Genomic DNA, 14284 nt, shown 5'->3' on the forward strand with positions numbered 1-14284 from the left:
CGCCCCGCAGAGGGCGGTGAGCATCTCGGCAAAATTCCGCCGTCTTCGCGGCGGCCCCTCCGTCAGCGCTGCGCGCTGCCACCTCCCCCGTTGGGGGAGGAATTGCGCGATCCTCGCCGCCGTCCTCCTCCTCGCCGCCTGCTCCGGCAGCAGCCCCCAGCCCGCAGCATCCCCCACACCCCCCAGCCTCGAATCCGCCGCCATCGAGCGGGGCCTCGTTCGCGATCCCAGGGCGAGCGACGTCACCGGCCTCTACGCCCGCGACACCGACCGGCTGTGCGTCGTGCCCGACGGCACCGCCTATCGCGTCGGCGCGTTCGTCGATTATGGCGACAAGGTCAGCTGCACCGGCCGCGGCACCGCCGCCCGCTCCGGCTCGACCCTCGCGATCGAGTTCAAGGGGCGGAACGGCGAGACCTGCAGCTTCGACGCCAAGTTCGACGGCGACCGGATCACCTTCCCCGCCACCGTCCCCGACAGCTGCGCCAAGCTGTGCGGCCCGCGCGCCTCCTTCGCGGCGCTGGAGGTCGAGCGCCTCAGCGAATCCGCCGCTGAAGCCGAAGCGCTCAGAAGTGCCGAGGGAGTCCGACTCTGCGGTAGTTGACGTTAACGTAAGGTCGGCGTAAATCGACTCGCATGGCAACGAAACTGAAAGCCGTAGCCAGCTTCGCCCCGATCGAGGCGCGGCCGGACAAGGAGAGCTTCTCGATCTCGGACCTGTGCGCCGAGTTCGACGTCACCGCACGCGCGCTGCGCTTCTACGAGGATGAAGGGCTGATCAGCCCCGAGCGGCGCGGGCTCCAGCGCATCTACTCGCACCGCGACCGCGCCCGGCTGGCCTGGATCCTGCGCGGCAAGCGCGTCGGCTTCAGCCTCGCCGAAATCCGCGAGATGATCGACCTCTACGACGTCGGCGACGACCGCCGCACCCAGCATCAGGTCACGCTCGACAAATGCCGCGCCCGCATCGACCTGCTCGAGCGGCAAAAGGTCGATATCGACGCCGCCATTGCCGAACTCGACGATTTCATCGCGGTCCTCGAAGGCCGCGCCAGCCCCATCAAATAAGAACAGGAACGAGAGAGATGCCCCGCTACAATCCCCCCGTCCGCGACACCCGTTTCGTCCTCGACCGCGTGCTCAAGATCGACCGCTACGCCAACCTCCCCGGCTTCACCGCCGCGACCCCCGACGTGGTCAGCGCGGTGCTGGAAGAGGGCGGCAAGTTCGTCGCCGAAGTCCTGTTCCCGATCAACCACAGCGGCGACCAACAGGGCTGCACCCGCCACCCGGACGGCAGCGTCACCACCCCCGACGGCTTCAAGGAGGCCTATAACCAGTTCGTCGAATCCGGCTGGGGCACCCTCAGCGCGCCGGAGCAGTTCGGCGGCCAGGGCATGCCGCACGTCGTATCGACCGCGTTCCAGGAGTACATGATCTCCGCCAACATGGCCTTCGCCATGTACCCCGGCCTCACCCACGGCGCGATCGAGGCGCTCCTCGCCAAGGGCAGCCCGGAGCAGCAGGAGAAATACGTCCCCAAGATGGTGTCCGGCGAATGGGGCGGCACGATGAACCTGACCGAACCGCATTGCGGCACCGATCTCGGCCTCATCAAGACCCGCGCCACCCCCAATGCCGACGGCAGCTGGTCGATCACGGGGACGAAGATCTTCATCTCCTCCGGCGAGCATGACCTCACCAGCAACATCATCCACCTCGTCCTCGCCAAGACGCCGGGCGCGCCGGAGAGCAGCAAGGGCATCAGCCTGTTCGTCGTCCCCAAATTCATGGTCAACGACGACGGCAGCCTGGGCGAGCGCAACGCCGTCTCCTGCGGCTCGATCGAGCACAAGATGGGCATCCACGCCAACTCGACCTGCGTCATGAACTATGACGGCGCGACCGGCTGGCTGGTGGGCGAAGAGATGAAGGGCCTCGCCGCCATGTTCATCATGATGAACGCCGCCCGCCTCGGCGTCGGGCTTCAGGGCCTCGGCATCGGCGAAGTCGCGTACCAGAACGCCGTCCAATACGCGCACGACCGGCGCCAGGGCCGCGCGCTCACCGGCGCCGCCGAGCCACAGGAAAAGGCCGACACCCTCTTCGTCCACCCCGATGTCCGCCGCATGCTGATGGAGGCCAAGGCGATGACCGAAGGGCTCCGCGCCCTGTGCCTGTGGGGCGGCCTCCAGGTCGACCTGTCGCACAAGGCGGCGAGCGAGGAGGAGCGTCAGCTCGCCGACGACCTGATCGGCCTGCTCACCCCGGTGATCAAGGGCGTCGGCACCGACGCCGGCTACCGCATCGCGACCGACAGCCAGCAGGTCTATGGCGGCCATGGCTACATCGCCGAATGGGGCATGGAGCAATATGTCCGCGATGCCCGCATCGCGATGATCTATGAAGGCACCAACGGCGTGCAGGCGATGGACCTGGTCGGCCGCAAGCTGGCCCAGAATGGCGGCCGCGCGGTCCAGACGCTGTTCCGCATCGTCGCCGAAGAGGTCGCCGCCGCCAAGGCCAAGCCTGACCTCGCCCACCTCGCCGAAGCCCTCGAAAAGGCCAATGGCCAGCTTCAGGCCGCGACCATGTGGTTTATGGCCAACGGCATGAAGGACCCCAACCAGGTCGGCGCCGGCGCGTATTCGTACATGGAGCTGATGGGCACCGTCGCGATCGGCCTGATGTGGCTCCGCATGGCCGACGCCGCCGTCGCGGCATTGGCCGAAGGCGACGACGACAAGGCATTCTACGAAGCCAAGCTGGTCACCGCCCGCTTCTACGCCGACCGCATCATGCCCAACGCCGGCGCGCTGCGCCGCAAGATCGAAAGCGGCGCGGAGACGATCATGGCGCTGCCGGTGGAGGCGTTTGGGGTTTGAGGGGAGGGGGCGGGCGCGGCATCAATTCTGGTGCCGCGCTCTACGCCGCCGCTTTCGTCACCGCGATAAAATTCTCTAACTTTGGCAAGACAAGTGTGGGATCAAAGAATATCACTTCTGATCCCGTGGATGCGCTGCGCGCGCTATAATTAATGTTATATTCGACCCCGGGTGATGCGGAATAAAGATCTTTGATTGGATTGACGTTATCGTAAGATACAAGCCAGTTGAATGGCTGTCGATCTTTTTGCACCTCGTCCGCAATGACTTTATGGTCTGACGGCTTGTAGTAGTCCAAATATAGTTGCCGACCCTTTGCGTAATATGGTGGGTCGAGATACATAAGTGTCCTGTGCGGCGACTTCTTTCTATAGGCGCACAGCAGCGACAGTGCATCACTTCTAGTTACGCTGATGCGATCTCTCATTGCGGCAAGCGTGCGTATCCGCGCCACGAGGTCAGTTCGGTTGAACCTCGCGTCAATCCCCCACTCGCTCGACTGCGATCGCCCGCCAATTATCCCTCCACTGAGTATGCCGGAGCGATTTGTGCGGTTCAGGTAGAAAGTGGAGAACCCAAGACTGTAGACGTCCGGGTTGGGAGTTCGACGCTGAGCTTCGAAAGTTGCTTTTTGCTGATCCCACTCGGAGATCGTGAGCGGCACTGAGGCGATCTGTTCGCAGAACCTATCAGTCTCGCTGAGCGCGGACTGCCAAAAGCAGAAAATAGCAGGTGAGAGATCGTTGATATGAATGCTGCGCACGTAGTTCTCGACGAGTAGTTCGCACGCCAACCCGGCCCCGCCGGCGAACGGCTCGACATACGTGCCGTCCTGAAGCTGATTTTCAGTTATAATCGCTTTCAATAGAGCAGACAGTTTCCCCTTACCCCCCGGGTAGCGGAGCGGCGAATATCTTCCAGTTCTAATCATTATGGCCACACATGCTCGAGAAAAACCTTGAGCGTGCTAGCGCCAGATCGAAGTTCACCCGGAGATGGGTTGTGATAAGCGTTGTGTACGTACTGATTTAGTAAATCGTGATAAAGGGGGCTGTTTGGGTTGTTAATAGATTTTGTCACGGGGCTCAACTTATGCTTTTTAATGCCAGAACTAATTAGATGAGTGCAAACCTCAGATACTTTTTCTGAAAGCGTTTTATCCTTTTCGTGGGGTGGCGTCCCCTTTTTGCGCGATATGTTATTGTTGTCCATATATTCGTCAGCGGACATCTCTAGGATAATTCTCATCAATACCGAGATTGAATTTTTGCACTTCTCTACCTCAAGTATTTTCAATTCCTTGAAAATATCGGTAACTCGGTCGACGCTCGCGTTGATATTAAAGGTTCTGGGCCAAATGGTCTTTTGAACAGACGGGCCTCTCTTTGATTTTTTCTTGGGCTTCGAAGAAAAATCGCCTTGAGTAAAAGAGTCGGCAGGTGTCTCGTCGATAGCTTGAGTGAGATCTGGTAAAAATTCAGACGGAATCTTCTTGATGAATTCGTTCTGGTCGTCTTTTGTATTGATCGTTCTGTTTGTGAGATTTCCGTTCAATATCTGACGAATTAAATAAGTTAGAGGCTTTATAAGTTCCTCTGCTCGTATCAACGAGTACAATATGTCTTTAGACGTTTTGACGCCAATGGCGTCTTTCATGGGCTTAGAGCCCATGATTCTATCGACTACGGAGATCGAAATGCTTTCAATTTTATCTCTTTCGTCATCTGTGAGAGTGCCAAACCGCTTTACCAGGTCGATTGCTTGCAGCGCTGGGCTGTTGCCCCGGAATCGAGCTGTGGCGATACCCGACCACCCCACTAGTCCTTCGCCGTCTCCTTGACCGGTGTGGCGCATTTCGATCCAGCGCCGAGCATCTTCGCGTTTGGCGAACGAAAAGCAGGGAATCGGCTCAACCTTCGCGGCTGAAAATTTCTTTGATGCGGCTTCAAGACGTTTCCGCATTGCGGGCGTGACCGTAAGGCCGCTTAGTACTGCTGGATTCTTCAGAATTTGAAGCGTTGCAACGCGCCGATTTCCTTCGAGGGTAACGTAACCCTTGGGGCTCCGTTGATGCATTACCAGCAACCGGTCTGCGGGGTTCAATCCGTGCTCGGCGATGTCTTCCGCCAAGGCAGTTAATCGACTCTTCTGATCGCTGATTACGGCTTGAAGCGCGTCGCGCTGACTCTGAACTTCTCTGGTGCGCGGATTAACGAGATCGAGCAGCAACTCGTCGATTTTCAGACTTTTTTCTGGCATCGGTTCCCCTCCGAAGCCGTTTCATAGTATTGTCGGCCGACACTTTACTAGACCCTTTGTTTTGGCATCGAGCTGTGAGGCTAGTGGCGCGCGAGAACAAAAATAGAACTTTCCTACAGCCCCCGTTCCGGCATACCTAACCGGTCCTCTGCATCACATCAGCAAAGGACCGGCACACATGAACGCTTTCACCACGCCAGAACCGGCGCCCCCAAAGCCCTCAACCTACGACGTCTCGACCTTCAACCACGCCGCCTTCCACGAACTCGAACCCGGCGTGCCCGATGCCCAGCGTTACGACGGCTGGACCCCCGAAAAGCAGAAGCGCTTCCTCACCGCCCTCGCGCGCGGGCATAATGTGACCAAGGCGTGCGCCATCGTCGGCATGTCGCGCCAGACCGCCTATGCCCTGCGCGACAGCGCGCGCGGCGCGGCGTTCGCGCTGGGGTGGAAGGCGGCTCAGCTTCGCGCCCGCGACTCCCTTGCCGACGAACTGATGGACCGCGCCTTCAACGGTGTCCGCGAATCCGTCACCGGCGATAATGGCAGCATCACCACCCGCCACCGCTACGACAACCAGCTGGCGTGGAAGATGCTGAACCGGCTCGACAAGCGCGCCGACGCCGCCTGCACCGATACCGACGCCGCCGCCGTGCGGCTCGCTGCGGCGGACTTCGAACAATATCTCGATCTGGTCGAACAATCGGCGGCACCGGGCCGCGCCGGCCTGTTCCTCGCCGCGCGCTTCGGGGCGGCGGGGGTGGCCAGTGAGGACGACCTCGCCCCGATCCGCACGCTCGCCCGCGCCGATCGCTGGCTGCGCACCCATGTCGACGACAGCGCCGCCGTCCCCGCCACCGACCTCGACCCCGCCGACCGCGCCCGCTGGACCGACGACCAATGGCGCCGCGCCGAAGCCATCGGCCTCGTCGCGCTCGCGTCCGAAGTGCCGCCGGATGAGGATGCTGACAGCCTGTCCGACACATGCGATTCTTGTCAGGATCGTCTGGACAGTGACGCGACTGCGCCGCCCATCTGGTGGTGCGACGAACGCAACGCCTGGCGCACCAGCTTCCCGCCGCCCCATGATTTCCACGGCTTCGACGAAGGCATCCCCGGCACCGACGATTATGAGCGCGATCTGACCGAGGAAGAGGAAGACGCCGTCGAAGCCGAAGAGGACGCCAAACTCGAACCCCTTATCGCCGCCGGCGACGCCGCCCGCGAAGCCTGGCTCGCCCGATGCCGCGCGAGGGCGGGGGAGGGGGCCACTTCTAATTCCTACCCTGAGCCTGCTCAGGGGAGGGGGACCGCCGCCGAAGGCGGTGGTGGAGGGGCGGCCGCGCAGACGGCCGGTGAACAGCTCGACAAAATTCCGCCCTCTGCGAGGGCGGCCCCTCCGTCATCGCTGCGCGATGCCACCTCCCCCAGCAAGCTGGGGGAGGAATAGCCAACCCATAACCCCTTGAGCCTTTCGCCCCACCCGCCATAACGGAGGAATGCTGCTCCCAGACACGCCGCTCCACCCGCTCGAACATGGCCAGCTCAAGGCGATGCGCCTGTCCGCCGCCGTCTTCTGGACGATCGCCACGCTCGTCTCGATCGGGCCGGGCTTCGGCCTCAGCACCGCGTTCGGCTGGTTCCCGATCTGGCTGCCCACCGCCGTCATCGCCCCGCTCGGCCTGTGGTCGGTGCTGATCGCGACCCCGGCGCGCTGGCGACGCTGGGGCTGGGCATGGACGGGGAAGGAACTGCACGTCGCTTCCGGCTGGCTCGCCCGTCGCCACACCATCGTCCCCGCCGCGCGCGTCCAGCATATCGACGTGACACAGGGGCCGGTCGAGCGGATGTTCGGCGTCGCCACCCTGGTGCTGCACACCGCCGGAACCGCGAACAGCCAGGTCGACCTGCCCGGCATCACGCGGGAGACGGCGGAGGAGATCCGCGACGCGATCCGCGACCAGCTGACGGTCGACCCGTGGTGAGCGAGGAGATTGAAGACCACGGACCGCGCCGCGTCCACCCGCTGACGGTCGTCATCTGGTTCCTGAAAAAGGCGCCACAGAATGTCCTCGGCCTGCCCGCGATCATCGGGATCACCTCCGGCCGGGGTCTTGGCTGGATCGCCTTGGCGGCGGTGGGGATTGCGGTCGTCAGCCTGGTGTGGACGTGGATCAACTGGCGGCGCTTCACCTATGAAGTGACCGACAGCGAATTGGTGATCGAACGCGGCCTGTTGAACCGAACCCGCCGCTCGATCCCGTTGGAGCGGATTCAGGACGTCGGCATCGAACAGGGGCCACTGTCCCGCATCTTCGGCCTCGCCGAAGTCCGCGTCGAAACCGGCGGTGGCGACAAGGACGAAGCGGTGCTGGACAGCGTGTCTTTGTCCGAAGCCGCCCGACTGCGCGGAGCCCTGCGCGGCGCCCCGGCCCGGCCGATGGTCGGACTGGACACCGGCGAAGACGCCCAGCCGGTCGAGGACAGGCTGACCGACGTGTTCGCCATGTCGCCGGGGCGGGTGCTGCTGCTGGGGCTGTTCAGCTTCTCGCTGGTCTGGATCGCCGCCCTGGCCACCGGCATCCAGTTCCTTGGCGATGCTCTTGGCTTCGGCTGGGACGAAATCGCCGATCTGGCGGAAACGGCGCAGGGAGAAGTGCAGAGCCGGTTGACCTACTCCACCGGCTTCGGCCTGTTCGGGCTGGTGGTGGTGTTGGGGGTAATCACCGGGGTGGCTCGGACGGTGCTGCGCGAATGGAACTTCAAACTGCGCGCCGGGATCGGCCGCTTCCGCCGGACCAGAGGGTTGCTGACCCGCAGCGAAGTGGTCGTTGCCATGCGCCGCATCCAGCTGGCGCTGATCCAGCGCGGCCCGTTCCGCGGCCTGCTCGGCTGGAATGACCTGAGTGTCCAAACACTTGGCGGCAGCAACGACCCCAGCGGCCGCCAAACCCTCGCCCCCCTGGCCCGCGATTATGAAGTGGCCGGAATCGTCGAGCGAGCCGGCCTGCCCCCCTTCGAACGTTTGCCGCTCCGCCCCGTAGCCCCGGCCCACATCCTCCGGGCCCTGGTATTGGCAATCCCCCTGCCACTGCTGGTCATCGCCGCCGCACTGCTGCTGACCCCCTTCGCCTGGCTCGGCCTGATCCTGACCCTCCCGCCAGTCCTCACCGCCCTGCTGCAACGCAAATTCCACCGCTACGCCCTCCGCAGCGCCAGCCTGCAAGTGATGCGAGGGGTGCTAGCCCAGCGCGACTGGATCGTGCCCGTAGAGAATGTCCAGGTGGTCACCCTGCGTCAGGGCCTGATCCAGCGCTGGCTCGGCCTCGTCACCGTCGACATCGACACCGCCGGGGCCAGCCTGGCCAGCACCCCCGCTGTCGTCGATGTCGCTCTGGACGACGGCGCGACCCTGGCCCGCGACCTCGTCGCCGGGATCAGTTGACGTCCGGGGAGGGGACCGGAGTAGGGGACGGAGCCGCCTTGCGCCGCACCCCGCTCAGCACCTCCGGCGTTGCCGACGGAACCGGCACCGGGGCGGCCGCCGCAGCGACCGGCGTCCGCCGCATACATTGGATCGGACTGGGCCGCTTGAACTCGCCACAATTCCACAGCGCCTTGCCAAACCCCTGTTCCTTGTCCCGCAGATAGCTGAACGACATCGCCTCGATCTGCGCCGGAGTCAGCGCCGCGCCGACCGCCGGCACCTTGGTCCGGTCGGTCCAGCCGAGGAACTTGCAATAGGGCCGCTCACCACAAGTCCGGATCGCCAGCGCCGCAAAGGCATCCGCCCCCAGCGCCTTGTCCAGAACGACATGGAAATTGTCGCCCCCCGACGCCACCGGCTTTGGCACCGCCGACTCCGGAATGGTGTCCGGGTCCAGCATCGCCGCAGGATCGACCACTCCGGCCAGCGCGACCTCGCCACCGCCATGAAAGGGCGACAGCGCCGCCATCTTCGCCACCACCGGTTCAGCCCCGGCATAGCCGCGACGAAAGGCCGGCGGCGTCCCCCACCAGCCGGTCCAGCGGAAGAAGAGGTGGGTGTTCACCTCTGCCACCTTATCCAGGCTGGAACTCCAATAGGGCACCACCCAGTCGGTATGGTAATGCGTCGAATGCCCGACCTTTGCAAAGACCGCGCCGGTCAGCGCCTGCCGCGCAATCGTCTGCGCCCGGCCCCAGGCGGCGGGGGCGGGGGTGCGCCGCATCGCACCGTCGCAGGTGAAGGTGAACTGGCAGCCGGTACGCCGCTCCTGCCCCTGAAACACCACGCCGCAGACCGATTTGGGGAAAGCAGGGTGGCGCATCCGGTTGAGCACCACCTGAGCCACCGCCCGCTGGCCGACCGGGTCGTCGCCAGCCTCATACCAGGTGGCAGCGGCGAGGCAGTCGACCGCGCGCCCGAAATCTTCGGCACCAGCGTCGAGGATCAATGGGCGGGCTGCAGGATTTGGGTCGGTCGAAAAGGGGATGGCGGCGTTGAACGTCCGTGCATCGTCCATCGACAATGCAGCGAGGCGCACCGGCTCGACCTCTGGCAGTTCGGCCTTCGGTACCACGCGTTTTGGCCGCGAAATTTCGGCAAGCACTGGCGCCGTTGCGGGCGGCCCTGCAATCTGCACGACAGCCAGCGGCACTGCGATGGCCGCCAGCGCAATCGCCGCGAGCGCGATCCACAGGCCCGGAGCAGGACGGGGCGCGGTTACCGGAACGGGGGAGGGGGTCACAGGGGGCGCGCGGTCCTTCAGCGGCGAAACGCCAGGGGTGCTGGCCGTCTCCCTTTAGCGCAAGACGCACGCGCGGCAAACCGCGCCGTTGGTCCGGAACGTCGGACGGCCTCAGTTCAGGGCCAGAAGCCCGTCGCTTCGCACAGGTCCCACTGGTCCGCCACCTTCATCCGGCAGCTGCTGTCAATCGCATTGCAGCGCGCATATTCGCGCTCATAGCGTTTGAAGCAGCTTTCCAGCGCCTTGGCTTGCGGTGCCCCCGCAGGCTTGACGGCAGTCTTAACCAGCCGCGCATCGGCAGCAGTGGCACCGGACGCGGCGACCGCCGCGACCTTCGCCCCGGCTGCCCGAACGGCCGATGTCTGTTCGCTGCCGAACACCATCGGCCACGCCAAAAACATTGCCAGCATCACGCTGACGCAAATCATTGCATTCCGCACGATTTCCCCCCGGAATCCGTGTTCCCCGACTCAGGCCAGTTTATCCGTATCGGGACAGAATGCGAGTCATTACGCCTCGGGAAGAAAGTCCGGAACGCTCAGATAGCGCTCACCTGTATCATAATTGAACCCTAGCACCCGCGAACCGGCCGGAAGGTCGCCCAGCTTCTTCGCAATCGCCGCCAGAGTCGCGCCCGACGAGATGCCGATCAGCATCCCTTCCTCACGCGCCGCGCGGCGGGCAAACTCCTTCGCATCGGCGGCATCGACCTGGATCGCGCCGTCGATCGAGTCGGTGTGCAGGTTCTTGGGGACGAAGCCCGCGCCGATGCCCTGGATCGGATGCGGCCCCGGCTGGCCGCCGGAGATGACCGGCGAGAGTTCCGGCTCGACCGCAAACACCTTGAGCGCCGGCCAGGTCTTTTTGAGCGTCTCGGCGACGCCGGTGATGTGGCCGCCCGTGCCGACGCCGGTGATGATCACGTCCGGCGGGGTATCGGCGAAGTCCTTGAGAATCTCCTGCGCCGTGGTGCGGACATGGACGTCGATATTGGCCGGATTCTCGAACTGCTGCGGCATCCATGCGCCCGGGGTCGATTCGACGATTTCCAGCGCACGCTCGATCGCCCCCTTCATGCCCTTTTCACGCGGGGTAAGGTCGAAGCTCGCGCCATAGGCGAGCATCAGGCGGCGGCGTTCGATGCTCATGCTTTCCGGCATGACCAGGATCAGCTTGTAGCCCTTGACCGCCGCGACCATTGCCAGGCCGACGCCGGTATTGCCGCTGGTCGGCTCAACGATCGTGCCGCCGGGCGTCAGGCTGCCATCGGCCTCCGCCGCCTCGATCATTGCGAGCGCAATGCGGTCCTTGATCGACCCGCCGGGATTGGTGCGCTCCGACTTGATCCACACCTCGGCATCGGGGAACAGCCGGGCCACGCGGATGTGCGGGGTGTTGCCGATCGTTTCGAGGATGTTGTTCGCCTTCATGCCTTGATCTCCTCTGGCGGGGGATTGTCCAACGACGCGGGCGGATCGAAGGTCCGCGCGCGCCGCAATTCGGGGAAGATACGCGCCCAAAGCGCGGTTACCAAGATCGCTGCGATGCCGCCGCCCACGGTCGCGACGACCGGCCCGATCAGCGAGGCGAGAAAGCCCGAACGCGCCTCGCCCAGCTCGTTCGAGCTCGACACGAACAGCGTCGAAACCGATCCCACCCGCCCGCGCATCGCGTCGGGCGTATGCAGCTGGATCAGCGACGAGCGGACATAGACCGAGATCATGTCGAAGGCACCCAGCGCGATCAGCGCGACGATCGACACCAGCACTGCCGGGGCCAGTTCGCTGCCGATCATGCTCGGCCCGAACCAGCGGGTCATCAACGGCCCGGCCCACCCAAACACGGTCGTCGCCGCGCCGAAGCCGATGACTGCCCACAGCATCTTGACCCCGACATTGGTCTTGAGCGGACGCCAGGACAGCACCACCGCCACCGCCACCGCACCGACTGCCGGCGCCGCGCGTAAATGGCCAAGGCCGTCCGCGCCGATCATCAGCACGTCGCGGGCATAGATGGGGAGCATCGCGGTGGCACCGCCCAACAGCACCGCGAACATGTCGAGCGAGATCGCGCCGAGGACGAGGCGGTTGCGTCGGACATAGCGTAACCCCTCAATCATCTGCATCAACGGGTTGCCGATGCGAGCAATGGTGCTGCGCGCCACCGGAGTGACCAGCAGCATCATGACGAACGCGACGCCGAACAGCGCGGTGGCGACCCAATAGGGGACCGCCGGACCGACCGCGTAGAGATAGCCACCCATGGCCGGACCACCGATCGAGCCAACCTGCCACGCCAATGCGCTCAGCGCGATCGCGGTCGGGAGCGAGGCGGGGGGCACGAGGTTAGGCGCAAGCGCCTGTTGCGCAGGGCTGATGAACGCGCGTGCGACGCCGAGTAGCGCGGCGATGCCAAACAAAGCGGGCAAGGTGATCGTATCGTTCTGCGTCAGCCAGGCCAGCGCGGCGGCGCAACCCAGTTCCAGCGCGATTGCGGCGCGCACGATCCAGCGGCGGTCGAGCCGGTCGGCAACCCAGCCGGTGACGAGGGTAAGCGCGAGCAGCGGCAGAAACTGAACCAGCCCGACAAAACCAAGTTGCAACGCGGCCTCGCGAATGCCCATGGTTTCACGGGCAATGTCGTAGACCTGCCACCCAATGACCACGACCATCGAAAGTCCGGCCAGTGTCGATGCAAGCCGCGCGATCCAGTAGACGCGGTAATTGTGGATCGAGAAGGGATGGGCGGCCATGCGTTCCTGTCCGGCCGTCGGTCCCGATGACCGGCGGACGAACCGGCCTTAGGGGGTCGCGAACGCTTCGCGCAATGAAGTTATCGTTGCGCGCGGCGTTCGCGACGGTTGGCGTGGGTCAGGCAAGCGAAACGTCGGCGACCTTGTCCTGATAATCCGCCTTCGGGTCCGAGCCGAGCAGCATTTTGAGACCCGCGAACAGGCTGTTTTCATTTAGCCAGATCTGACCATGTTCGGTGTCGAGGCGGAGAAGCTGGAGCTTGGGATCGTCCTTCCCGCCTTCATACCATGCCGCGATGAACGGGTTCCACAGCCGGTCAATGGTGGCGCGATCATTGTCGGCAACCAGACTGCCGTGGATCGTCGCCCACAGATCATGACCCTTGGTCACGAAATGGGCCATGGCGCGGTTGCTCTCGCTCAGCGCGGCGACCAGGCTGTTGTCCTTGGTGGTAAAGAACCAGATCGGACCACCCGTTTGCCCGTCCTCACGCAGCGCCGTCATCGGCTGCGCATGGCCGTCGCGCGCACCGTCGAGGCCGAGGAAAAGGGTGCGGTCGCTGTCGAGCGCCGACCAGAATTTGTCGGCGAGTTCCTGCGGGGTCGGCATCGGGCTGCTCCTGAATGGTGGGATTGCAGCGGGAACGGCCGATGCCGCGACGCGGTTCCCTATGCTAACCCAAATCAGGCGGCGGCATGCGGCCGCGAATATAGGCCGTGCCGGGACGCTCCATCGGAAAGCCGCACAGGGCGAGCCGTCCGAGCAGCTGACGCGCGCGGTTGGCCAGCGTCGTGCGGGCCGCGATGGCTGGGGCATCGGCAACCGGGAGCAGAATGGCGCCCGATCGGGTCAGCAGACCGCGCGCAACGAGCGCATCGATATTGCGGGACGTCGTCGCATAGGGCAGCCCGAGCATGCGTGCGGCGTTACTGGTGCGGATCATTGGATCGGACTTGCCATCCGGCCCGGCATCGGCACGGCGGCAATGGCCCCATTCGACCGCCAGCAGCAGGGAGAGCCGGGTGAAATTCTCCTCGCGCGGCCCATGGCTTTCCATCGCAGCGAGGATGAGGTCGAGTGCGATCCCCACCCCGGATCGCGGGTCATAGGTGATATCGGTGCCGGTTGGCGGCAACGCAAAGCCGTTCTTGCCCAAATCCTCGACCAGACAGACGAGCAGGTCGTGGCAGCTTTCGGTAAAGCGCGCCAGGCGCGGTTCGACAATTGTATCGATCGGCACGGAAAGACCGCCCGGCGCGCGGGCGATCAGCCCGACCTCGACCAGTGCGATGGCATGACGGCGCGTCGTTTCAAACGGCCGACCGATCGATGCAGCCAGCGCATTGATGCTGACCGGTCGCTTACGCCCGGGGGACTGGTCAAACGGGCCACAGGCACGCGCCGTTGCCGCGAACACGACTGCGCTGTTGAGGCTGCCGAACATTTCCAGCGCGTGCGCCATCGCCGACACGGCAAATTCGAGGACGTGCAGATCGAATACGGGCCCCGATAGCGGCGCCGATGCCTCAAGATCTTTGCCGGGCCTAGGCAACATGGCGGCAGACCAGGTTGTTGCACGTGAAGTTCGCACGCAAAGAAGCCACTACTTTCCCCAAAGTGGAGCAAAGTAAGGGCGCTCTGCGGCAGCGGCGCAACG

14 protein-coding genes are annotated in these 14284 nt (G+C 64.2%); 6 read left to right on the plus strand and 8 right to left on the minus strand.

Annotated elements, in window-relative coordinates:
- The first annotated feature begins 16 nt into the window (after nucleotides 1-16).
- Genes ACRYLO_RS02670 through ACRYLO_RS02680 form a run of 3 tightly spaced genes read left to right on the plus strand, consistent with a single transcriptional unit; the run spans nucleotide 17 to nucleotide 2885 of the window.
- Complete coding sequence (locus ACRYLO_RS02670) at nucleotides 17-604, plus strand: hypothetical protein (protein ID WP_482658740.1); 588 nt, start codon at nucleotides 17-19, stop codon at nucleotides 602-604.
- A 32-nt stretch (nucleotides 605-636) separates the two neighbouring features.
- Nucleotides 637-1068: a MerR family transcriptional regulator gene (locus ACRYLO_RS02675; RefSeq protein ID WP_482658741.1), complete on the plus strand. Its 432-nt coding sequence runs from the start codon at nucleotides 637-639 to the stop codon at nucleotides 1066-1068.
- Between the two features lie 17 nt (nucleotides 1069-1085).
- On the plus strand, nucleotides 1086-2885 hold the full coding sequence (locus tag ACRYLO_RS02680; RefSeq protein WP_482658742.1) for an acyl-CoA dehydrogenase C-terminal domain-containing protein: 1800 nt from the start codon (nucleotides 1086-1088) through the stop codon (nucleotides 2883-2885).
- Between the two features lie 40 nt (nucleotides 2886-2925).
- Here ACRYLO_RS02680 and ACRYLO_RS02685 read toward each other — a convergent pair whose 3' ends face one another.
- A complete protein-coding gene (locus tag ACRYLO_RS02685) occupies nucleotides 2926-3816 on the minus strand; it encodes a DNA adenine methylase (RefSeq protein WP_482661660.1) in 891 nt (296 codons plus the stop codon).
- A complete protein-coding gene (locus ACRYLO_RS02690; protein ID WP_482658743.1) occupies nucleotides 3816-5144 on the minus strand; it encodes a hypothetical protein in 1329 nt (442 codons plus the stop codon). Before ACRYLO_RS02690 ends, ACRYLO_RS02685 begins: the two co-directional genes overlap by 1 nt.
- Nucleotides 5145-5322: 178 nt before the next feature.
- Here ACRYLO_RS02690 and ACRYLO_RS02695 point away from each other — a divergent pair, with 178 nt between their 5' ends.
- The 3 genes from ACRYLO_RS02695 to ACRYLO_RS02705 are packed head-to-tail and all read left to right on the plus strand — an operon-like array spanning nucleotide 5323 to nucleotide 8589.
- A complete protein-coding gene (locus ACRYLO_RS02695) occupies nucleotides 5323-6594 on the plus strand; it encodes a hypothetical protein (protein ID WP_482658744.1) in 1272 nt (423 codons plus the stop codon).
- Between the two features lie 49 nt (nucleotides 6595-6643).
- Entirely contained in the window at nucleotides 6644-7129 is a 486-nt protein-coding gene (locus tag ACRYLO_RS02700; protein ID WP_482658745.1) for a PH domain-containing protein, read from the plus strand.
- The gene (locus ACRYLO_RS02705) at nucleotides 7126-8589 is read left to right on the plus strand and encodes a PH domain-containing protein (protein WP_482658746.1); all 1464 of its coding nucleotides are present in this window, start codon (nucleotides 7126-7128) and stop codon (nucleotides 8587-8589) included. The genes ACRYLO_RS02700 and ACRYLO_RS02705 overlap by 4 nt, the downstream gene beginning before the upstream one ends.
- Here the strand turns inward: ACRYLO_RS02705 and ACRYLO_RS02710 are convergent.
- From ACRYLO_RS02710 to ACRYLO_RS02735, 6 genes are all read right to left on the minus strand, one after another.
- Nucleotides 8582-9874 carry a cell wall hydrolase gene (locus ACRYLO_RS02710; RefSeq protein WP_482658747.1) on the minus strand — a complete coding sequence of 431 codons (1293 nt, stop codon included), beginning with the start codon at nucleotides 9872-9874 and terminating at the stop codon, nucleotides 8582-8584. The two genes, ACRYLO_RS02705 and ACRYLO_RS02710, sit on opposite strands and share 8 nt — an antisense overlap.
- Nucleotides 9875-9990: 116 nt before the next feature.
- Complete coding sequence (locus ACRYLO_RS02715) at nucleotides 9991-10284, minus strand: hypothetical protein (RefSeq protein ID WP_482658748.1); 294 nt, start codon at nucleotides 10282-10284, stop codon at nucleotides 9991-9993.
- A gap of 99 nt (nucleotides 10285-10383) precedes the next feature.
- Nucleotides 10384-11304 carry a cysteine synthase A gene (gene cysK / locus ACRYLO_RS02720; protein ID WP_482658749.1) on the minus strand — a complete coding sequence of 307 codons (921 nt, stop codon included), beginning with the start codon at nucleotides 11302-11304 and terminating at the stop codon, nucleotides 10384-10386.
- A complete protein-coding gene (locus ACRYLO_RS02725; RefSeq protein WP_482658750.1) occupies nucleotides 11301-12626 on the minus strand; it encodes an MFS transporter in 1326 nt (441 codons plus the stop codon). The genes cysK and ACRYLO_RS02725 overlap by 4 nt, the downstream gene beginning before the upstream one ends.
- A 118-nt stretch (nucleotides 12627-12744) precedes the next feature.
- Nucleotides 12745-13236 (minus strand): pyridoxamine 5'-phosphate oxidase family protein, encoded by a 492-nt coding sequence (locus ACRYLO_RS02730; RefSeq protein WP_482658751.1) that lies wholly within the window; start codon nucleotides 13234-13236, stop codon nucleotides 12745-12747.
- A gap of 64 nt (nucleotides 13237-13300) precedes the next feature.
- On the minus strand, nucleotides 13301-14089 hold the full coding sequence (locus ACRYLO_RS02735) for a hypothetical protein (RefSeq protein ID WP_482658752.1): 789 nt from the start codon (nucleotides 14087-14089) through the stop codon (nucleotides 13301-13303).
- Nucleotides 14090-14284: the final 195 nt, after the last annotated feature.

This window comes from Sphingomonas sp. SDUR79 (assembly GCF_056821745.1).